The organism is Flavobacterium sp. CF108 (genome assembly GCF_900129795.1).
Classification (GTDB): Bacteria; Bacteroidota; Bacteroidia; order Flavobacteriales; family Flavobacteriaceae; genus Flavobacterium.
On sequence record NZ_FQWW01000009.1, the window covers coordinates 173,849 to 195,591 of the forward strand.

Annotated in this window: 24 protein-coding genes; 12 read left to right on the forward strand and 12 right to left on the reverse strand. The window is 33.3% G+C overall.

All coding sequences use genetic code 11. The features are described 5' to 3' along the window. Positions 1 to 6: 6 nt before the first annotated feature. A complete protein-coding gene (gene rsmH / locus BUE10_RS21600) occupies positions 7 to 915 on the reverse strand; it encodes a 16S rRNA (cytosine(1402)-N(4))-methyltransferase RsmH (RefSeq protein WP_177178063.1) in 909 nt (302 codons plus the stop codon). Then, positions 890 to 1,363, reverse strand: coding sequence for a division/cell wall cluster transcriptional repressor MraZ (locus BUE10_RS21605; protein ID WP_053472089.1), 474 nt, complete (start codon positions 1,361 to 1,363; stop codon positions 890 to 892). The genes rsmH and BUE10_RS21605 overlap by 26 nt, the downstream gene beginning before the upstream one ends. A gap of 378 nt (positions 1,364 to 1,741) precedes the next feature. Here BUE10_RS21605 and BUE10_RS21610 point away from each other — a divergent pair, with 378 nt between their 5' ends. Beyond that, a complete protein-coding gene (locus BUE10_RS21610; RefSeq protein ID WP_073488922.1) occupies positions 1,742 to 2,506 on the forward strand; it encodes an alpha/beta fold hydrolase in 765 nt (254 codons plus the stop codon). 42 nt (positions 2,507 to 2,548) lie between these two features. Further along, the gene (yihA, locus tag BUE10_RS21615; RefSeq protein WP_073488924.1) at positions 2,549 to 3,181 is read left to right on the forward strand and encodes a ribosome biogenesis GTP-binding protein YihA/YsxC; all 633 of its coding nucleotides are present in this window, start codon (positions 2,549 to 2,551) and stop codon (positions 3,179 to 3,181) included. 124 nt (positions 3,182 to 3,305) lie between these two features. Here yihA and gldC read toward each other — a convergent pair whose 3' ends face one another. Both gldC and gldB read right to left on the reverse strand, forming a co-directional pair. Continuing rightward, the gene (gldC, locus tag BUE10_RS21620) at positions 3,306 to 3,641 is read right to left on the reverse strand and encodes a gliding motility protein GldC (protein ID WP_053472086.1); all 336 of its coding nucleotides are present in this window, start codon (positions 3,639 to 3,641) and stop codon (positions 3,306 to 3,308) included. After that, positions 3,641 to 4,594: a gliding motility lipoprotein GldB gene (gldB, locus tag BUE10_RS21625; RefSeq protein WP_073488926.1), complete on the reverse strand. Its 954-nt coding sequence runs from the start codon at positions 4,592 to 4,594 to the stop codon at positions 3,641 to 3,643. The genes gldC and gldB overlap by 1 nt, the downstream gene beginning before the upstream one ends. 101 nt (positions 4,595 to 4,695) lie before the next feature. On the opposite strand from gldB, the gene nadE reads away from it, so the two are divergent. Then, a complete protein-coding gene (gene nadE / locus BUE10_RS21630; protein WP_073488928.1) occupies positions 4,696 to 5,502 on the forward strand; it encodes an NAD(+) synthase in 807 nt (268 codons plus the stop codon). Positions 5,503 to 5,594: 92 nt separating this feature from the next. Beyond that, positions 5,595 to 6,224 (forward strand): response regulator transcription factor, encoded by a 630-nt coding sequence (locus tag BUE10_RS21635; RefSeq protein WP_026730588.1) that lies wholly within the window; start codon positions 5,595 to 5,597, stop codon positions 6,222 to 6,224. An 87-nt stretch (positions 6,225 to 6,311) separates the two neighbouring features. Here BUE10_RS21635 and dnaG read toward each other — a convergent pair whose 3' ends face one another. The 5 genes from dnaG to BUE10_RS21660 all read right to left on the reverse strand — a co-directional run bounded on the left by dnaG (position 6,312) and on the right by BUE10_RS21660 (position 12,268). Continuing rightward, on the reverse strand, positions 6,312 to 8,384 hold the full coding sequence (gene dnaG / locus BUE10_RS21640; RefSeq protein WP_073488930.1) for a DNA primase: 2,073 nt from the start codon (positions 8,382 to 8,384) through the stop codon (positions 6,312 to 6,314). A 129-nt stretch (positions 8,385 to 8,513) separates the two neighbouring features. Continuing rightward, positions 8,514 to 9,551: a hypothetical protein gene (locus BUE10_RS21645; RefSeq protein WP_073488932.1), complete on the reverse strand. Its 1,038-nt coding sequence runs from the start codon at positions 9,549 to 9,551 to the stop codon at positions 8,514 to 8,516. Positions 9,552 to 9,813: 262 nt separating this feature from the next. After that, positions 9,814 to 10,542, reverse strand: coding sequence for a hypothetical protein (locus BUE10_RS21650; protein ID WP_073488934.1), 729 nt, complete (start codon positions 10,540 to 10,542; stop codon positions 9,814 to 9,816). After that, positions 10,529 to 11,089 carry an RNA polymerase sigma factor gene (locus tag BUE10_RS21655; protein ID WP_073488936.1) on the reverse strand — a complete coding sequence of 187 codons (561 nt, stop codon included), beginning with the start codon at positions 11,087 to 11,089 and terminating at the stop codon, positions 10,529 to 10,531. The genes BUE10_RS21650 and BUE10_RS21655 overlap by 14 nt, the downstream gene beginning before the upstream one ends. Positions 11,090 to 11,290: 201 nt before the next feature. Continuing rightward, positions 11,291 to 12,268 carry a polyprenyl synthetase family protein gene (locus BUE10_RS21660; RefSeq protein ID WP_073488938.1) on the reverse strand — a complete coding sequence of 326 codons (978 nt, stop codon included), beginning with the start codon at positions 12,266 to 12,268 and terminating at the stop codon, positions 11,291 to 11,293. 159 nt (positions 12,269 to 12,427) lie between these two features. Between BUE10_RS21660 and BUE10_RS21665 the strand changes: the two genes are divergently transcribed. Further along, complete coding sequence (locus BUE10_RS21665; RefSeq protein ID WP_073488940.1) at positions 12,428 to 13,288, forward strand: hypothetical protein; 861 nt, start codon at positions 12,428 to 12,430, stop codon at positions 13,286 to 13,288. Between the two features lie 237 nt (positions 13,289 to 13,525). Here BUE10_RS21665 and rlmN read toward each other — a convergent pair whose 3' ends face one another. Continuing rightward, positions 13,526 to 14,578 (reverse strand): dual-specificity RNA methyltransferase RlmN, encoded by a 1,053-nt coding sequence (gene rlmN, locus BUE10_RS21670; RefSeq protein WP_073488942.1) that lies wholly within the window; start codon positions 14,576 to 14,578, stop codon positions 13,526 to 13,528. Positions 14,579 to 14,833: 255 nt separating this feature from the next. Between rlmN and BUE10_RS21675 the strand changes: the two genes are divergently transcribed. The 7 genes from BUE10_RS21675 (at position 14,834) to BUE10_RS21705 (ending at position 20,404) form a co-directional block, all read left to right on the forward strand. Beyond that, on the forward strand, positions 14,834 to 15,421 hold the full coding sequence (locus tag BUE10_RS21675; RefSeq protein WP_073488944.1) for a YceI family protein: 588 nt from the start codon (positions 14,834 to 14,836) through the stop codon (positions 15,419 to 15,421). Between the two features lie 255 nt (positions 15,422 to 15,676). Continuing rightward, the gene (locus BUE10_RS21680; RefSeq protein WP_234984787.1) at positions 15,677 to 16,246 is read left to right on the forward strand and encodes a YceI family protein; all 570 of its coding nucleotides are present in this window, start codon (positions 15,677 to 15,679) and stop codon (positions 16,244 to 16,246) included. A 5-nt stretch (positions 16,247 to 16,251) separates the two neighbouring features. Then, on the forward strand, positions 16,252 to 17,643 hold the full coding sequence (locus BUE10_RS21685) for a hypothetical protein (protein ID WP_073488947.1): 1,392 nt from the start codon (positions 16,252 to 16,254) through the stop codon (positions 17,641 to 17,643). A 4-nt stretch (positions 17,644 to 17,647) separates the two neighbouring features. Beyond that, positions 17,648 to 18,199: a hypothetical protein gene (locus BUE10_RS21690; RefSeq protein ID WP_073488949.1), complete on the forward strand. Its 552-nt coding sequence runs from the start codon at positions 17,648 to 17,650 to the stop codon at positions 18,197 to 18,199. Positions 18,200 to 18,390: 191 nt separating this feature from the next. Continuing rightward, positions 18,391 to 18,756, forward strand: coding sequence for a hypothetical protein (locus tag BUE10_RS21695; protein WP_073488951.1), 366 nt, complete (start codon positions 18,391 to 18,393; stop codon positions 18,754 to 18,756). Between the two features lie 114 nt (positions 18,757 to 18,870). After that, positions 18,871 to 19,512 (forward strand): O-methyltransferase, encoded by a 642-nt coding sequence (locus BUE10_RS21700; RefSeq protein ID WP_073488953.1) that lies wholly within the window; start codon positions 18,871 to 18,873, stop codon positions 19,510 to 19,512. Positions 19,513 to 19,678: 166 nt separating this feature from the next. After that, a complete protein-coding gene (locus BUE10_RS21705) occupies positions 19,679 to 20,404 on the forward strand; it encodes a phytanoyl-CoA dioxygenase family protein (RefSeq protein WP_073488955.1) in 726 nt (241 codons plus the stop codon). 231 nt (positions 20,405 to 20,635) lie between these two features. On the opposite strand, the gene BUE10_RS21710 is transcribed toward BUE10_RS21705, so the two are convergent. Further along, complete coding sequence (locus BUE10_RS21710; protein WP_073488957.1) at positions 20,636 to 21,199, reverse strand: phosphatase PAP2 family protein; 564 nt, start codon at positions 21,197 to 21,199, stop codon at positions 20,636 to 20,638. A gap of 1 nt (position 21,200) precedes the next feature. Next, complete coding sequence (locus tag BUE10_RS21715; RefSeq protein ID WP_073488958.1) at positions 21,201 to 21,560, reverse strand: Sec-independent protein translocase subunit TatA/TatB; 360 nt, start codon at positions 21,558 to 21,560, stop codon at positions 21,201 to 21,203. Between the last annotated feature and the right edge of the window lie 183 nt (positions 21,561 to 21,743).

Below are 21,743 nucleotides of genomic sequence, written 5' to 3' on the forward strand. Positions count from 1 at the left end.
TATATATTATATCTTTTCGGCAATTCTCAATTTTGCACTTCTTGCTCTGTTGTTGATTTTGATTTCTTCATCATCCGGAACAATCAGTTTTCCTATTGTTTTAAACGGTACTGAAAAATTTCCGAAAAAATCTCTTTCCGGCTCTCCTTCAAACATTCCGTTTTTAATAAATCTTTTTACCAGTCTGTCTTCTAAAGAATGGTATGAGATTACTGAAAGTCTTCCGCCCGGATTCAAAATCTCTAACGACTGTTCAATAAATTCTTTTAGAACGTCCATTTCCTGATTCACTTCAATTCGAATGGCCTGATAAATTTGGGCCAATATTTTGTTTCGAACTTTCTCAGGTAAAAATTTCTTCAAAACGTCTTTCAGTTCATCTGTCGTTTTGATTGGATAATCTCTTCTCGCTTCTACAATTGTTCTTGCTAAAACCGGCGCGTTTTTCAACTCCCCATAATCAAAAAAAACACGACGTAAATCCTGTTCTTCATATTCGTTAACCACACGATAAGCATTTAAATCATTTTTCTGACTCATCCGCATATCCAGCTCGGCATCAAATCGGGTTGAAAAACCTCTTTCCGGAACATCAAACTGATGTGATGAAACTCCTAAATCTGCCAAGATTCCATCTACACCTTTAACACCATGAAAACGAAGAAACCTTTTTATAAATCTGAAATTCTCATTAATTAAAGTAAACCTTTCGTCTGGCAGGGCATTTGCTAAAGCATCTTCATCCTGATCAAAGGCGAATAACTTTCCGTTTGGCCCTAAACGTCTCAAAATTTCTTTTGAGTGACCGCCGCCGCCAAACGTTACATCTACGTAAATGCCGTCTGGCTTAATATTTAAACCATCAACTGTTGGATGAAGTAAAACCGGATTATGATATTCCATTGTCGTCGTCATTAATATTTCCCATTACTTCTTCGGCTAAATCTGCAAAATCCATATCTTCGCCGCTTATTGATTTTTCGTATAAATCTTTATCCCAAATCTCTACAATATTAACCGCAGATGAAAAAACAACATCTTTAGCAATACCAGAAAAAGTTACCAAATCTTTTGGCACTAACAATCTTCCTAATGCATCAATCTCTACCACTTTTACGCCGGCAGTAAATCTGCGAATGAAATCATTGTTCTTTTTTACAAAACGATTCAACTTGTTAATTTTCGCCATCATCAAATTCCACTCATCCATTGGGTACAACTCCAAACATTGCTGAAAAACAGAGCGCTTCAAGACAAAACCGTCCTGAAGGGAAGAAGCCAATTGCTTTTTCAAAGGCGCAGGTATCATTAACCTCCCTTTAGCATCGACTTTACACTCATATGTTCCTACAATTGTGTTCAAGAAAATCCACTTAACATGTTATACAGCAAAAATATAAAAAAAATTACCACATATTACCACTAAATACCACTTTGTTAATAAGTTTAACCACATTTCTACCACTTCACTTAATTATTATCAAATCAACACTTTAGATATTAATCAGTTTAAGAATCCAATCCTTTAACAATTAAAAAAAATAAATAGTCTTTCTCTTAAAAAAGTAATTATAATGCAATCATTTTAACAATTCGATAATATAACAAAACACACCCTAAAATCTGATTTTTAAACACTTATAAATTCTACTAAAATTATGTAGTTAAAAAATGGCAGCAAAAATTCATTTTTATTTATTAAACCCTATATTTGTCGAAATTGAAATTGGCATTAAACTAGATGGACAAAAACTACAAAAAAGAAGGCAAATACAGCTATTTTGAAGCTGGCGAAGGAACCCCTATTGTAATTTTACACGGGTTAATGGGAGGCCTTAGTAACTTTGATGGTGTAGCAGAATATTTCCCAACGAAAGGATATAAAGTTGTTATTCCGGATTTGCCAATATACACACAAAGCATTTTAAAAACGAATGTAAAAAGCTTTGCTAAATACGTTAAGGATTTCATCACTTTTAAAGGTTTTGACAAGGTTATTTTATTAGGAAATTCATTGGGAGGCCATATTGCATTGTACCACACAAAATTATATCCTGAAAAAGTAGCCGGACTTGTAATCACCGGAAGCTCTGGACTTTACGAAAGCGCAATGGGAGACAGTTATCCAAGAAGAGGTGATTATGAGTACATCAAGAAGAAAGCTGAAGATGTATTTTATGACCCTAAAATTGCCACTCCTGACCTTATTGATGAAGTGTATGCAACGGCTAACGATCGTATCAAATTGATTAAAACTTTAACGATTGCAAAGAGCGCTATTCGTCATAATATGGCTAAAGATTTACCAAAAATGACAGTTGAAACCTGTATTATTTGGGGTAAAAACGACTCTGTAACGCCGCCTAATGTTGCCGAAGAATTTGATAAATTATTGCCAAATTCAACTTTGTATTGGATTGACAAATGTGGACACGCAGCTATGATGGAACATCCTCAGGAATTTAATGAAATTCTTGAAAAATGGCTTACTGAGCAGAAATTATAGCCTCTAACTTTCAATTTTAAGGAGGTTTTAAAAAACAAGAATATGAAAATTAATACCGCCGAATTTATCATCAGTAATTCTGATGCATCAAAATGCCCGAAAGATTTTCTGCCGGAATATGCATTTATAGGCAGATCAAACGTTGGTAAATCATCTTTGATTAACATGATTACCAATCATAAAAATTTAGCAAAAACATCTGGAAGACCAGGAAAAACACAGCTGATAAATCACTTTAAAATCAATAACAATTGGTTTTTAGTCGATTTACCGGGTTATGGTTATGCTAAAGTTTCAAAAAAAACAAAATCAATTTTCCAGCAGTTTATTACCGATTATTTTGAAAACAGAGAGCAGTTAGTCTGCGCTTTTGTTTTAATTGATATTCGCCACGAAGCTCAAAAAATTGACATTGAATTTATGTCTTATATGGGAGAAAGCGAAATTCCGTTTTGTATTATTTTCACCAAAGCAGACAAAATCAGTAAAGTAAAAATCGATTCACACATTGCGGCTTACAAAAAACAAATGTTTGCCAACAATTGGGCCGAAATGCCACAATATTTCGTAACCTCATCTACAGAATCTATTGGAAAAGAAGAACTTTTGACTTATATCGATGAAGTGAATCAAGAGGTTTTTAAAAGCAACAGCGGGTTTTTAGATTCTATTTAAGAAGTTAAATTTCAATTTTTTAAAATCCAAATTCCAATACTAAGATTAAATTTTAAAATATAAAAAATCCCAAACTCCAACCTTAAATTGGAATTTGGGATTTTTTTATTGGAATTTAAAACTACTACTTCGTAAGCTCCAGTTTCTCTGCAAAGTAATCGCAGAAATCTTTCATTGTGTCTGACATTTTTTCGTCATCTGTGGCGCGTTTAAAAGTATCGGCCATTGCAACTAATGTTTGGTGAAAGAAAATTTTCATTTCATCTACCGGCATATCTTTTGTCCATAAATCAATACGCATTGTTTCTTTTGCTTTACTGTCCCAAATTGATAACATTATAGCTTTTGCTTCTTCAGCCTGAACACCGCCGTCTTGTGCGCTCCACGTTAATTTTTCCGGAACACGGTTTTCGTCTAACTCGACGTTGAATTTAATTTCTGATTGTATTGTATTTGACATTATTTCTTAGGTTTATATTTGGACTTTTCGAAAATTTCTTTTGCATTCACTTTTAATAATTCTGATAGCGGCACATTGTTGTTTTTCATATACGAACGAACAATCTGCCAGCCAATCCACGCTCCGACTCTTCCCGGAGAATCGTTGTCTATTTCTAAATAAAATTTAGAAAACGGAGCAGGTGCTATAAATCGTGTTGTTAATTTAGGATCTAAACTGTACAACATTTCGCTTTCAAGAAAATAACGCCACATATAGCTTTCATTTTCTTCGCACCATTTTATTTGTTCGGGCGTATAACCCATTTTTTCTGCATCTGTGTAATTCGGCAGAAGCAAATCTTTTGCATACAACTGTTTCCCTTCAAAAATCATTTGAGAAATTAGGTTTTTATCCGGATAAGCAGGAATGTTTCGGTACGTAAAACTCGAAACTACATCGGGCATAATTTGTTTTTCTTCAAAATTGTATTTCAAATAAGCCGGAAACTCATAAAATTTATGATCCTTACCTAAATACAGTTCTAAAGCAACCACAACAAGGCTGTCTGCATAAATTGCTTTTGCGTTATAATCCATTTCTCCTATTACTGTAACAACTTTTGGCGTTTTAGTTTTTGGGAAATAATATTTTATGTGTTTAAAAAGCTCATTGAATTCCTCACGGACAGGCTCGAAATTGCTGTATTTTTTTTGTACCTCTTCGTAAACTTCTCTCCAAATTGGCTCTTTCATTTTTTGAAGCCAAACGTTATCATCGTTTCCGGGAAAAAAATATGGATATTGTTTTTTCAGCTTCGCAAGATCCTCAGGTTTAGCTTCAAAAAACGCTTTATCAAAACGCTCTACTTTTATATCTACCGGAATTTCTTCAACCTCTTTTTCAACCTTTGTTTTTTGGTCACAAGACAAAAAAAACAAGCACAGAACCACTACAAAGCGATAAATTTTCATTTTATTTTATTTAGATTTGTGTTGCTGGATTTTAAGTACTTTTCTACTTAAAAAAATAATTCTGCAAATATACATCCCTCCATCTTAAAACTTGAACTATTATGGCTAAAAAAAGCACAATTCAAACAGAAAAAGTAAATACACATATTGTTGAATGGTTAAAAAATTATGCTGCTAATGCAAAAGTCAACGGATTTGTAATCGGAATCTCAGGCGGAGTTGACTCTGCAGTGACCTCTACACTATGTGCACAGACCGGTTTACAAGTTTTATGTGTTGAAATGCCGATTCATCAGGCTGAAAGTCAGGTGTCAAGAGGAAGAGAACATATTGATCAGTTAAAAAAACGTTTTCCTAACGTTTCGAGTGTAAAAACAGATTTAACTGACACTTTTGAGGCGTTTAAGTCATCTGTGCCAACTTCAAAAGATTCAACAAAAGTTAATTTATCATTAGCCAACACAAGAGCGCGTTTAAGAATGACTTCTTTATACTATCTAGCTGGTATTCATGGGCTTTTAGTAGCCGGAACGGGGAATAAGGTAGAAGATTTTGGTGTAGGATTCTACACAAAGTATGGTGACGGCGGTGTTGACCTAAGCCCAATTGCTGACTTAATGAAGTCTGATGTTTATGCTTTAGGCGAATTTTTAACTGTTCCAAATTCAATTTTAACAGCTGCCCCTACAGATGGACTTTTTGGAGATAACAGAACAGATGAAGATCAATTAGGCGCAAGTTACGACGAGCTGGAATGGGCGATGCTTGCCGCGGAGTCAGGAAAAACGGTGGATGACTTCAACGGGAGAGAAAAATCTGTCTTTGAAATTTATAAAAGATTAAACACCAGCAACAAGCATAAAATGGATGCAATACCAGTTTGTTTGATCCCAAAAACGTTAAAATAAAATTTTTAACATTTGTCAATAATTAATTACAGAATTTATTTATTAATTTTACAATTCCAAAAACATGATAACAATTCTAAAAAGGTAAAATTATGATTAAAGTATGTCTTGCAGACAATCATCCTGTGACTCACTTTGGCGTTAAGTCTTATTTCAAAGACCACGATCAAATTTCAATTGTTGCCAACGTAGGCAATTTTTCAATGGTTAGAGATATTCTTCAAACGAAGGAAATCGACATCCTAATCTTAGATCTAGAATTAGAAGGACTTTCAAGTATCTTCGAAGTTAAATCAATCTTGAAAAATTTCCCGAAGACAAAAATTGTAATTTTCAGTGACCTAGCTGAGCAAATGTATGCTCCAAATGCTATTAAAGCAGGAGTATCCGGGTATGTACACAAAACAGAAAAACTTGAAACTTTAGGTCTTTCTATTATTAAAGTACACGAAGGTAAAATTATCATCAACGAAACAGTTCGCAAAAACATGGCCCTTATTGCTAAACAAAGCAAGAGCGAACGTTTGTACAGAAAACTTTCTAACCGTGAAATCGAGGTTTTACGTTATTTAAGTGATGGTAAGAAAAACAATGAGATTTCTAAAATCTTAAATCTGAACGAGAAAACGATCAGTACTTACAAACTAAGATTATTAACTAAATTAAACGTTACTAATTTAGTAGACTTAGTAAATAAGGCTAAGACTTTAGAAATTATTTAATTTGATGGTATCCTGATTCGCTTAGGCCAGAATCATCGACCATAAAAAAAGCTCTATATTGTTTATCACTATAGAGCTTTTTGATTTTTATCCGCCATGGTAAGGAACTACTACCCTTCCCAGCTTTTTAGAGAAATTATTGAGCAGTTTAGAATAATCTACTACCATCATCAACAATTCTGAATTATCTTCCTGCGGATCAGAAATAAGTGAATTTTTTAATTCATGAATAAGTTTTGAAACCAAAAACCATCTCATAGAAAATATAGTATCTGAAACGTTTTGTTCGATAGTTACATTTTTATGTTTCGGAAAAATATTCTGTCCTTCCCAGTTGTGAATGGTTACTTTTTCATCTTCCATTAAAATATTGGTCACTTCCTGCGCAAAATCAGGCTGTAAGTGCATCAAATATTTATCAAGACTAAAAGCTTCATTTTGATTATAGAATTCAATAATATTGGTGTAAATATTTTGAAATAACGTATTTGACAATTCTACTTCATCTTCCTGAAGACTCAAATAGACTTTTTCGAAAACTCTGTATTTTCGCTTTTCACTTACTTCTTTAACAACCCCTTCTTCATCTGCTTTCAGGAAAACATCTTCAAAGTCTTCTTCTACACTTCCGTAAAGCAATAATATTTCAATAATTTTTCTTTCGAAACCGTACAAAATATCTACTTTTTCTGCCTGCTCTGCAGGATAAAACCCTGGCTCTCCCGGATAATCATCCGGCGGCCCTGTTCTTGGATCTTCGGGATCTCCTCCAGAATAGTTAGCATTTTTTGAAGGCTGGTTTCTAACAACATCAAAAGGTTTTTGTTCTTGTTTTTGCTTTTTATTAGCATCTGCAATATCTTTTTGAATCAATTGCGCCAGCGTACTTACCAAAACCTGCTCCGAAATATCCATAATTCGGGCGCATTCCTGAATATATACTTCACGTTGAATACGGTCTGGTATTTTAGAAATACTGGTTACCATATCACGAATCAAGTCTGCTTTTTTGATTGGGTCATTTTTAGCTTCATTCATCAAGATAGAAGCTTTAAACTGTATAAAGTCTTTACTGTTTTCTTCTAAATAAGCAACTAATGCATCGTGCGAATTTTTGCGGGCAAAACTATCAGGATCTTCTCCATCAGGAAAAGTACAAACCCTAACATTCATACCTTCTTCCAAAATCAAATCTATTCCTCGAATAGAAGCTCGCAATCCGGCAGCGTCCCCGTCAAAAAGTACGGTAATATTTTTGGTCAAACGATTAACCAATCGAATTTGATCTGGCGTTAAAGCTGTTCCTGAAGAAGCCACAACATTTTCAATTCCGGCTTGATTAAACTGAATTACATCAGTATACCCTTCTACCAAATAACAATTATTTAGTTTTGCAATTGACTGCTTTGCCTGATAAATTCCATAAAGCACTTTACTTTTATGGTAAATATCACTTTCGGGTGAATTCAGGTATTTTGCTGCTTTTTTGTCATTAGTTAAAATACGTCCTCCAAAACCTAAAACACGTCCCGACATACTGTGAATTGGGAACATTACACGTCCTTTAAAACGGTCAAAAGGACGATCTTCTCTAGCAATTGTTAAACCTGTACTTTCCAGAAATTCTAATTTATAGCCTTTTCCGAGTGCTTCTTTGGTCAATGCATCCCAGGTTTCGGGAGAATATCCTAAATTAAATTTTTTGATCGTTTCGGCAGTAAATCCTCTTTCTTTAAAATAAGATAAACCAATGGCTTTTCCTTCTTCGGTATTAGCCATTACATCCTCAAAATACTTTGCAGCAAATTCTGAAACCAGATACATACTTTCACGAACATCTGTCATTGCCTTTTCAGCATCTGTCTGTTCGGTTTCTTCGATTTCAATGTTGTATTTTTTGGCTAAATACCGAATGGCTTCGGGATAGGTAAAATGGGAATGCTCCATTAAAAAAGCAACTGAATTCCCGCCTTTTCCGGAACTAAAATCTTTCCAGATTCCTTTTGCAGGCGAAACCATAAACGAAGGTGAGCGCTCATCCGAAAATGGGCTCAAACCTTTGTAGTTACTTCCTGCGCGCTTTAAATTGACAAAATCACCAATAACCTCCTCTACACGAGCAGTTTCAAAAACAGAATCTATTGTACTTTGTGAAATCAAAACGTAATTTGTTTTTTAAAAATTATAGCTTGTAAAAGTACATAAATCCATTTTGAATTTTTGTTATTAAAATAAAAAAAGTGCCTCTTTCGAAACACTTTTTCTACTAACTAAACTCAAACTTTATTCTCAATTCAAATCAAGGCGTAAACCTAAGGAAACATTATTTTCTTTGGTTAAATTATCCTGAAATATGGGATTTAAATCGTATTTAAAATACAAACTCAATTCTCTGTAACCAATGTAAGAACTCAAACCGTAAATAAAATTATTTACATTATAATCGCCTTTAATTGTAGTTTTATATTTTAAATCGTCTTCTTCAAATTTTAAAATCTGTTTTGATTTCACGTTAATTCCGGCGTAACCTCCTACTCCAAAACGGAAACTTTTGTGGGTTTTGAAATATTTTTTCCCATTGTTTTCGCCAGCCTTTGTAAAGTCAAATTCTAAATGAACCGGAGCAACCAAATACACATTTCTAAAACGAGATTCTGTCAAATGAACCGGATTTTCTACCAAATTGGTTTGATCGCCATCTACTACAAAACTCCTGTTATCTGTTGGACGAATATTATTGTACATTAAGGAAAGTCCGTATTTTGCATGAAGCAGATTATCGTTTTTCATTAATCTTGAGTTATAAGTAAAACCCCATTCGTAAAAATGCGAACCCATAAAACGGTAATTTGAATCCTGTAATTTTCCGTCGACCATTGTATTATTCAAACCCATTGCAAATACAAATTGCGATGTTGTTCTTTTTTCGCCTCGAATAGAATCTTTACTTTTTTTATCATTATTCCAACGAATAACCAAAGAATGCTTTTTTATTGAATCTCTTTCTTTGATTTTTCCATCGACTTTTTGCTGAACCAAATCGTTTAGTTCGTTTTGTGCTAAAGTCACTTTTTCTTCAATAATTACAGCACGGGCTTCTGCTAATTCTTTTTTGCGCTTATCAGCTTGCTCTTGCGTAATTTTTCCTTCTGATAATTGCACATTTACTGCTTCAATTTCTTGTTTCAGAGTTTCTTTTTCTTCTTTGGTAATCTTTTCAATTTTATTGGCAATTTGCTTTGCTCTTGATTCAAAGGTTTCTTGTCCCAGTACTTTGCTTACGAATAAGAAAACGAGGATTACGAGGTAAATGGTAAAGTTTTTCATGATTGATTTTTTAATTTTGATTGTGATTGATGATGATTTTTTTAATCATTAATGGTGAATGGTGAATTCTTTATTGCATTTCCATCGGGTTGAAACCCGACGCTACAATATGAATCGCTCCTTCGGAACTGAAAATCTATATTCTTATTTCTTGCTTCTTTATTCCATCTCCATCGGGTTGAAACCCGACGCTACAATATGGATCGTTCCTTCGGAACTGAAAATCTGTACTCTTGTTTCTTGCTTCTTTATTCTATGCTCTTTATTCTTTCTCCTGCTGATTTCTGTTCGCTAAAGCCACTTTTACCGTTTGATAGTTTTTATTGACTTTTGTAATTACTTTTTCTCTAAATGAAAGTTCTAATTCGCCATCGACCTGATTCAGTAAATCAGAAGCATTGATTTTTACTTTTGATTTTTTTACTGAACTTTGAGCCAAAACGGTTTTTTCGGCCGTTTCGAGTAATTGATCTGTATTCTCTTTTTTAGGGTTTTCGGTAACTACAACTGGATTTGTATTTGATTGTTTTTCTTGATTATTTTTGATGATGACTGAAGACTCCGCTATTTGATTTGATTCATTTTTAATGGTTTTATTTTTCGTTTGATTAAAGTTATTTTCCTGTTTGTTTGATTTTTGTGCCACTGTTTCTGCTGCAGTTTTTTCGGCGATCACAGTTTCTGTTTGAACTGGTTCAACTTTATTTATAGTTGGTTTAGCCGTAGAATCTTTTTTAATATTTTCTTCAATTACAACATTTTTAGGTGTTTCTATCGTGTCTTTCTTTTGATTAAAAAAGAAAGTTCCAACTAATAAAAAACCAACAATACTGGCGGCGATATAAAGCCATTTTCTGTTTTTAGCTGGCTTTTTAGTTTCTTCGGCAACACTCAACATGGCATCTAATCGGTCCCAGGCTTTTTCGCTAGGCTCAATTTTGCGTTGATTTAGTTTTTCACGGAAATCCTTTTCAAAATTATTCGGTTCCATTTTCTTGTTTTTTTAGAATTGTAATTTGTGTTTGCAGCATTTTCCTGGCATGCGATAATTGCGATTTCGATGTTCCTTCATTAATTCCTAACATCTTGGCAATCTCATTATGTTTATATCCTTCAATGGCGTATAAATTGAAAACCATTTTATAACCATCTGGCAGAGCATCAATTAAAAACTGAATTTGATCAACGGTAAACTGACTTTCGATTTCGTTGAAACTTTCTTCTGTAAAAAATTCATCTTCGGCAAATTTTACTTTTTTCCGAACTCTCAAATACGAAATACATTCGTTAACCATAATTCTACGAATCCAGCCTTCAAAACTTCCTTTATGTTCAAAGTTTTTTAGATTCGTAAATACTTTCATGAAAGCCGTGATCATTACATCTTCTGCCAGCTGAATATCTTTTATATATTGTCGGCAGACACTTAACATTTTCGAAGAAAACTTACTGTAAATCTGCTGCTGTGCTTGTCGATTATTTTCGACAGCAAGCTTTATGATTTTAGTTTCTTCTTGATGTAAATGAATAATTTTCATTAATAAGCTTTTCGGTTTTTGGTTTTAGAAACAGACTTCTATTAGCATAGACGCATGTCGATTTGAAATGGTTGCATGGGAGGTAAAAAAAAATCAATTTTTAAATTCCAAATTCCAAACACGCAGAAATACACAACTGATTTACAACAAAGTAAACCAATTATCTAATTGATAAATTTTCTGATTATCTAATTAAAGAAACTATTTCTTTCTTTCAATAACGTAATTTACCATTAAAGTAAGCGCCGCTTTGAATTCAGAATCCGGGTAATTGTCTAAAAGGGAAAGTGCTTCCTGCTGGAATTGCACCATTTTGTCTTCGGCGTAAGCCAAACCATTATTATCTTTTACAAAGACAATCACTTCTTTTACGCGTTTTTTGTCTTTGTTGTGGTTTTTGATGGAGTTTATCAACCACTTTTTTTCTTGTGGAGTACAAGTATTTAAAACATGAATTAAAGGCAAAGTCATTTTTTGCTCTTTAATATCGATTCCGGTTGGTTTTCCGATAGCTTCTTCGCTGTAATCGAATAAGTCATCCTTAATTTGAAATGCCATTCCGATAAGTTCGCCAAACTTTCGCATATTTTCCACCTGAATATCATCTTCAATTACCGATTTTGCGCCAAGTGCACAGCAAGCTGCAATAAGTGTTGCAGTCTTTTTTCGGATGATTTCGTAATAAACATCTTCAGTAATGTCAAGTCTTCTGGCTTTTTCTATTTGAAGTAATTCACCTTCGCTCATTTCGCGAACGGCTACAGAAATGATTCGGAGTAAATCAAAGTCACCATTATCGATAGAAAGCAGTAATCCTTTTGAAAGTAAATAATCTCCAACCAAAACAGCAATTTTATTTTTCCAAAGTGCATTTATAGAGAAAAATCCGCGGCGGCGATTACTGTCGTCCACCACATCATCATGAACCAAAGTTGCCGTATGAATTAATTCAATAACCGATGCACCACGATACGTTCTTTCGTTTACAATACCTCCGGAAACCATTTTTGCCGTCAAGAAAACAAACATAGGTCGCATTTGTTTTCCTTTTCGGTTTACAATATAATAAGTGATTCTGTTTAGTAACGCAACCTTTGAAGTCATCGATTCGTGAAACTTTTTTTCAAAAAGTTCCATCTCGGTAATAATAGGCTGTTTTATTTGTGAAGTAATATTCATTTCGATTTCAAATATACTATTTTAAATAAAAAAACGTTGTCTATTTTATGTTAGTATATCTATAAATATGTACTAATTTATAAAAAACAATCCAAAAACACCTCAATCTAATAACTAATTTGAATTCATTGAAAAGTAAAACCAAAAAAACTATTTATTATGAAAACAAAATTTTTATTAATTGGAACCTGTATCGCTTTATCACTATTTACAAGTTGTAATTCTGATGAAAACACAAATGACGGAACTAGTAAGGTCATTACTAACAACGAAATAATTGCCAATTCTAAAATTGACGCCTCTATTGAAGATGTTACGAATATTGCTGAAGATCAGTTTAACTCTCAAGTAAACATTAACAGCAAACCTTCTGGAAACATAAAACACTTTTTACCTGAATGTGCTGTTATTACAACAGTTTTAACGAATAATACTTTTACAAAAACAATAGATTTTGGTGTTGACGGCTGTACGCTTGATAACGGAAATACGGTAAAAGGAAAAATGGTGGTTTCATTTTCTAATGATTTTTCGGCTTCTACACAAACCATCAGTTATACGTTTGAAGGTTTTTATCACAATGGTAAACTACTTCAGGGAAGCAAGAGCATTATTAGAACTGTAAAATCGACTGATTTACTGGCAGAAGCGCATCCGGTTTTAACCGCGGCAATTGATTTAACTATTACTTTTGATGACGGAAGTGTTTATATCAGAAAAGGTTCTTTAGTAAAAGAAATGACTGCCGGTTATAACACTTGGTTCAATTGGGAAGACAATGTTTTTGTAGTGACCGGAAGCGGTACCACAACTTTACCAAACGGAGATACTTACGATGCAGAAATTACGACTCCTCTGGAATTTAAAGCTTCATGCAGAAAACCATTTGCTGTAAAAGGAGTTGTTGAAATTACTAAAAATGGAGCTTTGGCCACCATTGATTATGGCAATGGAGATTGCGATACTCTGGCTTCTGTAACAAAAGACGGCGTAACAGAAGAAATTGATTTGAAAAAATAAGATCCCTTTTTGCCCACAAAAAAAGCATTAAAAACTAGATTCACCCTCGTTTTTAATGCTTTTTTTAATTTTATAATATCGTAAACTTTGCATTTACATGTAGTCCCTACGGGACATTCTGTACGTTTTAATCATAATTTTTCTACCGATCTGTAAGACCTAGCGGAGTTATCTCGGAGAGATTAAATATCGGTAGAAAAAACAACATTGCGTGATATCGTTTTTGTCCCGTAGGGACTATACTGCATCCGCTTCTTTGTTCGCCAATTGTCCGCAGGCAGCATCAATATCTTTTCCGCGGCTGCGTCGCACTTTTACAACAACTCCAATATTTTCTAATGCTTTTATATATGCTAAAATAGACTCTTCTGAAGCTTGTTGAAATTCTCCATCGTCAATTGGATTGTATTCAATTAAATTGACTTTACACGGTACATATTTACAGAATTTCACCAATGCATCAACCGAAGCTTTATCATCGTTAATTCCTTTCCAAACTACATATTCATATGAGATTTTGCTTTTGGTTTTTCTATACCAATATTCTAATGCTTCTCGTAAATCTTTTAAAGGAAAGTTTTTGCTGAAAGGCATAATCTTCGCGCGGGTTTCATCAATTGCCGAATGCAGAGAAACTGCCAGTTTGAATTTCACATCATCATCAGCCATTTTCTTGATCATCTTCGGAATTCCTGATGTCGAAAGCATAATACGTTTTGGAGACATTCCTAAACCTTCTGGCGATGTCACCATGTCGATCGCTTTAATGACATTATTATAATTCATTAAAGGTTCGCCCATTCCCATAAAAACAATATTCGAAAGCGGATGATTGTGGTACAAACGGCTTTCTTTATCAATTGCCAAAATCTGATCGTAGATTTCTCCCGGCTCCAGATTTCGCATTCTTTTTAAACGCGCAGTTGCACAGAAATTACAATCTAAACTACACCCAACCTGACTTGAAACACAGGCTGTTGTTCTGGTTTCTGTTGGAATTAAAACAGATTCTACAACTAATCCGTCATGCAGGCGGACCGCATTTTTTACTGTTCCGTCGCTGCTTCTCTGCATAGTATCAACCTTAATATGATTGATAACAAAATTTTCTTCAAGCATAGAACGTGTTGTTTTGGCAACATTCGTCATATCCTCAAAACTGTGTGCTCCTTTGCTCCAAAGCCATTCATACACTTGATTTCCACGGAAAGCTTTGTCATTATTTGCGACAAAAAAATCTCGTAACTGATCTTTTGATAAGGCTCTTATGTCTTTTTTCTCGATTTGCATGCTGCAAAGTTAATCACTTTTGTCCTTTTTTTCGATTTTTAGATGCATTCTTCGTTTATCCTTTCTTGAATTTTATGCAAAATCACAACTCTATTTATCCGTTAAACCCTTACTATAATGATTTAATTAAAGTTTGGTTATGATTTTTATCATTTAATTTCGACTGTCTGCTTGATAATTTTGATCTAAGAAATAAGGTCAGTTCACAACCACTTACAGAACTCTCCTGATTAAAATTAACAAATACCTATCAAGATGAAAACAATTACATCAATCCTATTAACAGCATTTTTTACAACCGTATCATTACAGCTAAACGCACAAAGAACTTATACCGTAGCAGCTGCTAAATCAACTTTTGAAGTTGCCGGAACTTCTACAGTTCACGATTGGACAATGAGATCTACAGAAGGAACTGGCATCGCCAACTTAACGGTAAAAGATTCTAAACTTACAGCCATAAACAGCCTAACTATTACCTTATTAGCAGAAAGTTTAAAAAGCAGTAAAAAAAGTATGGATCAGGTGGCTTATGAAGCCTTGGATACTGAAACGCATAAAACTATTGAATACGCTTTAAAAGCTGCTGAAAAAATAAATGAATCAACCTGGATTCTAACCGGAACTTATACCATTGCCGGTGTCAGCAAAGAATACAAAACTCAGGTAAAAATAACGGCTGATAATGGAACTTTTATTCTTCAGGGTTCTAATCAAATCACTTTTGGCGATTTTGAAATGACGCCTCCGAAAGCTGCTCTTGGCGTTGTTAAAACCGGTAAAGATTTAACTGTGATTTTCAACATCATGTTAAGTCAGATAAATCAAATTTCTGATCTGTAAACTACAATTACATTCTTGAAAAATTAATGTTTGATAAAATCTTGAATCTCACTTTGGGTACAATTATCCATTCCAAAAAAATGAAAACGTTGTAGTTTTTAAATACCATTTTAATAAAATTTTAACAATGATTTTTATCATGTATCCCTTTGAAATATAGGTAGATCTTTGATACAAGTTAAAACAACATTCTTAGTACTAAAAGAAAATCGGTCGATTTGTTAACTTATTTTTTACAATAAAAACATGACAAAAATGAAAACCAACAAAATAAAATTATTCGCATTTGTAATTGCCCTTTTCGGAATTACTTCAATTGCTACAGCACAAAAATCATATTCTTTAGATGACAAAGCGACCTTTTCAGTTGCGGGGACTTCAACGCTGCATGATTGGGAAATGAAGTCGGCTTCAGGAACCGGAACAGCAAACTTTTCAATAGCTAATTCAAAGCTTACTGAAATAGAATCTCTATCGGTTACTTTATTGGCTGAAAGTGTGAAAAGTGAGAAAAAAAGCATGGATAAAGTAGCTTACGAAGCTTTAAAAACAGATAAAAATAAAAACATCAAGTATGTTTTAAAATCTGCCGAAAAAGTAAACGAAACCACTTGGGAATTGACAGGAACTTACACCATAGCAGGAGTCTGCAAAGTTTATAAAACGACTGTAAAAACAACTGTTACAAAAGATGGTTTAAACATGCAGGGCTCAAACAAAATCACTTTTGCAGAGTTTGGGATGAAAGCACCAACTGCCATGCTTGGAACTATTAAAACGGGACAAGACTTAACGATAAAATTCAATTTAAACTTTAATTTATAAACGCCATGAAAAAAATTTATATCCTATGTATAACATTAGTCAGCACATTTGCTGTTAATGCTCAGGTAAGTTTTGGCCACATTCAAAACCAGATTCCACGAAGCCAAAAAGGTATTAATCAATTTGATGTAAAAAAAGATACTGTTGCTTATAAAGGATTAAGTGTCGATATGGGAGCCGCTTTTGCACTTCAATTTCAAGCTTTAAACTCGTTTAACGATCAAAAAAACTTAGCCACGGCGCCAGGTTACAGATTAAATAATTTAGAGAATAATTTCAATTTACCAAATGCAAATTACACGATTGGGGCTCAATTATATGATGGTGTACGTGTAAACTTAGATGTATATCTGGCTTCCAGACACCACAACGAAACTTGGGTAAAAGGAGGTTATTTGCAAATTGACAAACTTGATTTCATTAAAAAAGATTTTCTTGCTGATTTCATGCAGTATACAACAATCAAAATTGGTCAAATGGAGAACAACTATGGTGATGCCCACTTTAGAAGATCTGATAACGGAAATGCGTTTATGAATCCGTTTGTTGGAAATAATATTATGGATGCGTTCATTACAGAAATGGGGGCTGAAGTTTACTATAATAGATCAGGCTTTGTAAGCATGATTGGAGTAACGAATTCTAAACTAAATCAAAACGTTCAGGAAATTGTAGCAGCAAATCCTACAGCAGCTAAACCAGATAATAATACAACTATAAGCCCTTCTATTCTTGCAAAATTAGGCTGGGATAAACAAATCAACGACGACTTGAGAATTCGATTAACAGGTTCTTATTATCATACAGCAAATTCTAGCGGAAATTTATATTCTTCTGATAGAGCAGGAAGCCGTTTTTACGGCGTAATGAGCCATTCTGAATATAATATTATTGATCCTGCTACCGGAACACCAATTATTACTGTTCCAAACAACTTTGATCCAACAGCTAATAAAGATACAGGAAGATTTAATCCGGGATACGGAAACTGGGCAACATCATACATGGTAAACCCATTTATCAAATATAAAGGTCTTGAGTTTTTTGGAACGTTAGAATTTACTTCTGGAGGAGATTACAAAGGAACTGACGAAACTCGTAAGGTAAACCAATATGTGGGTGATTTAGTTTATCGCTTTGGAGAAAATGAAAGATTTTATGTTGGTGGAAAATTTAATTTAGTAGATGGAAAATTGGCCAATGCAAATGCAGAAGCAATTCAAATAAATAGGTTTGAAGCCGCTGCAGGATGGTTCATGACCAGAAACGTTTTGGCAAAATTAGAATATGTAGATCAAAATTATAAAAACTTCTCTCAATTTAACGGAGCAACTCCAAATGATCTTTTCGGCGGAAGTTTTAAAGGACTTATGTTCGAAGCAGTAATTTCATTTTGATAAAATGTACAAAAGATTTATTTTTTTAATTATGGGTTTAGCGGCTTTCTTTTTATCAGGAAGTGCTAAACCCACTTTTTTAACAGAAGATACAGCCTTAGTAATAAATAAAATTAAAATAGAAATTACAGGAACATCAACTGTTGGCAAATACAATTGTTCTAATACCTTTTCAATAAAAGATACAGTTTACATAAATTCAGTTAAAAAAGAGGCTTTTAATACCGCAATCAAAATGTCAAACTTTGACTGCGGCAACAAAATAATGACGAAAGATTTACAGGGAACCGTAAAAGTGAAACAATTTCCAAACAGTATCGTTTGCATTACAGATGTAAAACCAAATGGTAAAAATTACAAATGCCGATTAAACTTTTATATCACCGATAAAACTTTAAAATACAAAGATTTTATTCTATATAATTCTGATGATAAAATTCAGGGAACACTAAATTTAAAATTCTCTGATATTGACTTAGAACCGCCCGTAAAAATGGCCGGATTAATTAAAGTAAAAGATGATATTGTGATAAATTTCAGCCTCTACAAAAACTAAAGCTTACTTCTAAAATACTTCAGCAAAAAAAAATTCTTAAACTTTTCAAAACTGAAAAAATTTGGCACAAGAATTGTCTTGCACTCAAAAGAAAAGTAATCTTACAAAGCGCGCCATAATTTTAAAATTTGTATTTTTATTATTCCACTTTATAACCTTTTAAATTTTATAACCTAAAAAGACAAATTATTATGAAAAAACAAATTTTAAGTTTCGCTGTTGTTGCATTATTAGCTTTAGGATTACAATCTTGCGAAAAGAAAGAACCTAAACCTGCAGATGAAGAATTAACTCTTGGAAACAAAGTTGACTCTCTAACAACAGATATTGAAGAAGTTAAAGACAGCGCTGTAAGTAAAACAGAAAATGCTGCTGAAAAAGCTAAAGATGCTACTGAAAATGCAGTTCAAGAAGTAAAAGACGGAACTAAAAAAGCCGCAACTGACGTGAAAGATGCTGCTAAAAAAGGAGCTGAAAAAGTTGAAAATGCTGCAAAAGCTGCAAAAGACGGAACTGTAAAAACAGCTAAAGAAGTAAATGAAGCTTTGAAAAAATAATTTTCAAATTAAAACTAAAAACAGAAAGCCATTCGCCCAAACGAATGGTTTTTTTATGCAAAATAGTCAGCGGATATTTTTTGTATTTTTGCATTCAATTACAACAACTACAAGATGCATTTTATATCACAAGAATTAGAAGATTATATCGAGCAGCATTCTGAAAACGAACCAGAATTACTAGCCAAACTTAATAAAGAAACATACCAAAAAATACTTTTACCGAGAATGTTAAGCGGTCATTTTCAAGGCCGTGTTTTAAGTATGTTATCAAAATTAATACGTCCGGTAAATATTCTGGAAATTGGGACTTATACGGGTTATGCTGCGCTTTGTTTATGCGAAGGAATGCAGGAAAATGGACAATTGCATACTATTGATATTAAAGAAGAATTAATAGATTTTCAAAGAAAATATTTTGATGCATCACCTTGGGGAAATCAAATTTTTCAGCATTTAGGCGAAGCAGTAGATATTATCCCGACTATAGATGTAAAATTTGATTTGGTGTTTATTGATGCAGATAAGGAAAATTACCTCAATTATTGGGAAATGATTGTTCCGAAAATGAATAAAGGCGGCATTATTTTATCTGATAATGTTTTGTGGAGCGGGAAAATTCTTGAACCGGTTCACCCAAATGATGTCAGCACAAAAGTACTTTTAGAATATAATCAGCTTTTGAAAGATGATCCAAGAGTGGAGACGGTTTTATTACCAATTCGCGATGGTTTGACAGTGAGCAGAGTATTGTAAAATAAAAAAATCAATAGCCTCCAGCTTTAGCTGGAGAAACCAAATTTAAGAATATTCAAGGGCTTTAGCCAAATTAAACACTAGTAGATAATTTGGCTAAAGCCCTTTCTTCAATTCTATTTTACCTCCAGCTAAAGCTGGAGGCAATTCAACAAGAATTTTAATCATGAATTACAGCACTGAAATAAACTCCGAAGGTTTTTCGATAATAAACAATGTTTACACTGAAAATGAAATTGAAAAACTGATTTCATTAATCGAAAATGTAACCGAAAATGATTCTGATAATGCTACTTTTAGAAAATCTCAGGATTTATTTGCGATCAGGCAATTTCATAAAGAAATACCTGAAACCTTAGATTTTATTTTCAATCAAAATTTAAAAGATATTATTGAATCTAATTTTGGGAAAGGATACTTTATAACCAAATCAATTTACTTTGATAAACCCGAAAAATCAAATTGGTTTGTGGCTTATCATCAGGATTTAACTATTTCTGTCGATAAAAAAATTGAAGCCGAAAATTTTGAAAACTGGACTGTAAAACAAAATCAGTTTGCGGTACAGCCGCCAAAAGAAATTTTAGAAGATAATTTTACCATTAGAATTCATATTGATACCACTACAAAAGACAACGGCGCTTTAAAAGTCATCAATAATTCCCATTCAAAAGGAATTTTGAGAATCGAAAATCTGGATTTTGAAAACCAAAAAGAAACAATTTGCGAAGTAGAAAAAGGCGGCATCATGATTATGAAACCTTTATTATTTCATGCTTCAAATAAAACCACAAACAACGAAAGAAGAAGAGTTATCCATATAGAATTCAGTAAACAACAACTTCCTGCTGGATTAGAATGGAGTGAAAGAAAAATTCTTGAAAATAATTAAGACGATTTCAAGAGTATTGTAAAATAAAAATTCAATAGCCTCCAGCTTTAGCTGGAGATAATAAAACCTAAAAAAGAAAAAGGCTTTAGCCAAATACCTAGTGTATTTTGGCTAAAGCCTTTTTAATTTTATCAATAGAATCTCCAGCTAAAGCTGGAGGCAATTTATCCAAATTTTATATGAGAAAACTTAGAACCTTAGTATCTTAGAAACTCAGAACCTTTAAAAAATTTATCCCGGAAAATATTGCGGTTTCAACCTTCTGTAAGCTAAAAAGATTAAGAATCCGAAAATTGCTCCAAAGAAATATCCTGTTAGAATGTCTCCCGGATAATGTAATCCCAAATAAATTCGGCTGTAAGCAAAAATTAAAGGCCATAAGAATAAAAAGCCTAAATATTTGAAATGGCGTTTTAAAACCAAATATAAAAAGGTTGCTACAGCCATTGTATTTGCAGCATGTCCTGAGAAAAAACTAAAAGATTTTCTAACCTGAACAACTCTGATAATTGTATTGATATCAGGATTATTGCAAGGGCGTAAACGCTGAAAAGTATGTTTAAACAAATTACAAGTCTGATCTGTAAAAGCAAGTAAAATTGCTACAAAAAGTAATATATACAAGGTTTGCTTTCCTCCTATTTTTTTATAAATAAGATAAAACAATAATAAAAAGAATGGTGTCCAATACAACTGATTAGTAATAATCAGCCAGATTTTATCATATGTTTCAGAACCTAAACCATTTAGATAGATCAGTAAATTGATATCTAATTCTTCTATTTTTTCAAGCATATTATCTTTGGCGTTTTATTGGTCCCGAAAGTGATTCAATATCTTCTTTTACTTTGTCTATTTCTGTGGCAGTATCACCTAACAGATTACCGGATAAATTAGTAGTATCACCTAACAAATTAGATTTTGCATCATTAATCTGTGCGTTAATATTACCCGTTATATCAGTCAAAGATTTTGTATCAAGGCCGTTGGCCTCTGCTCCCTTTTGAATTTCACTTTTTATATCGTTGGTTGCATTTTTTAACTGCGCCATAGCTTTACCCATAGTGCGGGCAATTTCCGGCACTTTATCTGAACCAAAAAGCATTAGTACTATAAACAGTATGAAAACTAATTCTCCTCCTCCTATACCAAACATATCTTTTATTTTTGTTGTGCCACAAAGATATTAAATTTTGAAGCGCACAGTTTTAAAAATTACTTAAAAAAAAAGACTCTTTTCAGAGCTACCGTCTGGACACATCTGTAAAGAGTCTCCAACCTTGCATTACTGAATTAAATTTTTGCAGACCAATCCAAAAGGTTGTGATGCCAGGTTTTC

What these genes read in the sequence shown, in the direction of transcription:
- rsmH (WP_177178063.1), bottom strand. Translation starts at nt 915, where the DNA reads ATGACGACGACAATGGAATATCATAATCCGGTTTTACTTCATCCAACA.
- BUE10_RS21610 (WP_073488922.1), top strand. Translation starts at nt 1,742, where the DNA reads ATGGACAAAAACTACAAAAAAGAAGGCAAATACAGCTATTTTGAAGCT.
- yihA (WP_073488924.1), top strand. Translation starts at nt 2,549, where the DNA reads ATGAAAATTAATACCGCCGAATTTATCATCAGTAATTCTGATGCATCA.
- gldC (WP_053472086.1), bottom strand. Translation starts at nt 3,641, where the DNA reads ATGTCAAATACAATACAATCAGAAATTAAATTCAACGTCGAGTTAGAC.
- gldB (WP_073488926.1), bottom strand. Translation starts at nt 4,594, where the DNA reads ATGAAAATTTATCGCTTTGTAGTGGTTCTGTGCTTGTTTTTTTTGTCT.
- nadE (WP_073488928.1), top strand. Translation starts at nt 4,696, where the DNA reads ATGGCTAAAAAAAGCACAATTCAAACAGAAAAAGTAAATACACATATT.
- BUE10_RS21635 (WP_026730588.1), top strand. Translation starts at nt 5,595, where the DNA reads ATGATTAAAGTATGTCTTGCAGACAATCATCCTGTGACTCACTTTGGC.
- BUE10_RS21645 (WP_073488932.1), bottom strand. Translation starts at nt 9,551, where the DNA reads ATGAAAAACTTTACCATTTACCTCGTAATCCTCGTTTTCTTATTCGTA.
- BUE10_RS21650 (WP_073488934.1), bottom strand. Translation starts at nt 10,542, where the DNA reads ATGGAACCGAATAATTTTGAAAAGGATTTCCGTGAAAAACTAAATCAA.
- BUE10_RS21655 (WP_073488936.1), bottom strand. Translation starts at nt 11,089, where the DNA reads ATGAAAATTATTCATTTACATCAAGAAGAAACTAAAATCATAAAGCTT.
- BUE10_RS21660 (WP_073488938.1), bottom strand. Translation starts at nt 12,268, where the DNA reads ATGAATATTACTTCACAAATAAAACAGCCTATTATTACCGAGATGGAA.
- BUE10_RS21665 (WP_073488940.1), top strand. Translation starts at nt 12,428, where the DNA reads ATGAAAACAAAATTTTTATTAATTGGAACCTGTATCGCTTTATCACTA.
- rlmN (WP_073488942.1), bottom strand. Translation starts at nt 14,578, where the DNA reads ATGCAAATCGAGAAAAAAGACATAAGAGCCTTATCAAAAGATCAGTTA.
- BUE10_RS21675 (WP_073488944.1), top strand. Translation starts at nt 14,834, where the DNA reads ATGAAAACAATTACATCAATCCTATTAACAGCATTTTTTACAACCGTA.
- BUE10_RS21680 (WP_234984787.1), top strand. Translation starts at nt 15,677, where the DNA reads ATGAAAACCAACAAAATAAAATTATTCGCATTTGTAATTGCCCTTTTC.
- BUE10_RS21685 (WP_073488947.1), top strand. Translation starts at nt 16,252, where the DNA reads ATGAAAAAAATTTATATCCTATGTATAACATTAGTCAGCACATTTGCT.
- BUE10_RS21690 (WP_073488949.1), top strand. Translation starts at nt 17,648, where the DNA reads ATGTACAAAAGATTTATTTTTTTAATTATGGGTTTAGCGGCTTTCTTT.
- BUE10_RS21695 (WP_073488951.1), top strand. Translation starts at nt 18,391, where the DNA reads ATGAAAAAACAAATTTTAAGTTTCGCTGTTGTTGCATTATTAGCTTTA.
- BUE10_RS21700 (WP_073488953.1), top strand. Translation starts at nt 18,871, where the DNA reads ATGCATTTTATATCACAAGAATTAGAAGATTATATCGAGCAGCATTCT.
- BUE10_RS21705 (WP_073488955.1), top strand. Translation starts at nt 19,679, where the DNA reads ATGAATTACAGCACTGAAATAAACTCCGAAGGTTTTTCGATAATAAAC.
- BUE10_RS21710 (WP_073488957.1), bottom strand. Translation starts at nt 21,199, where the DNA reads ATGCTTGAAAAAATAGAAGAATTAGATATCAATTTACTGATCTATCTA.
- BUE10_RS21715 (WP_073488958.1), bottom strand. Translation starts at nt 21,560, where the DNA reads ATGTTTGGTATAGGAGGAGGAGAATTAGTTTTCATACTGTTTATAGTA.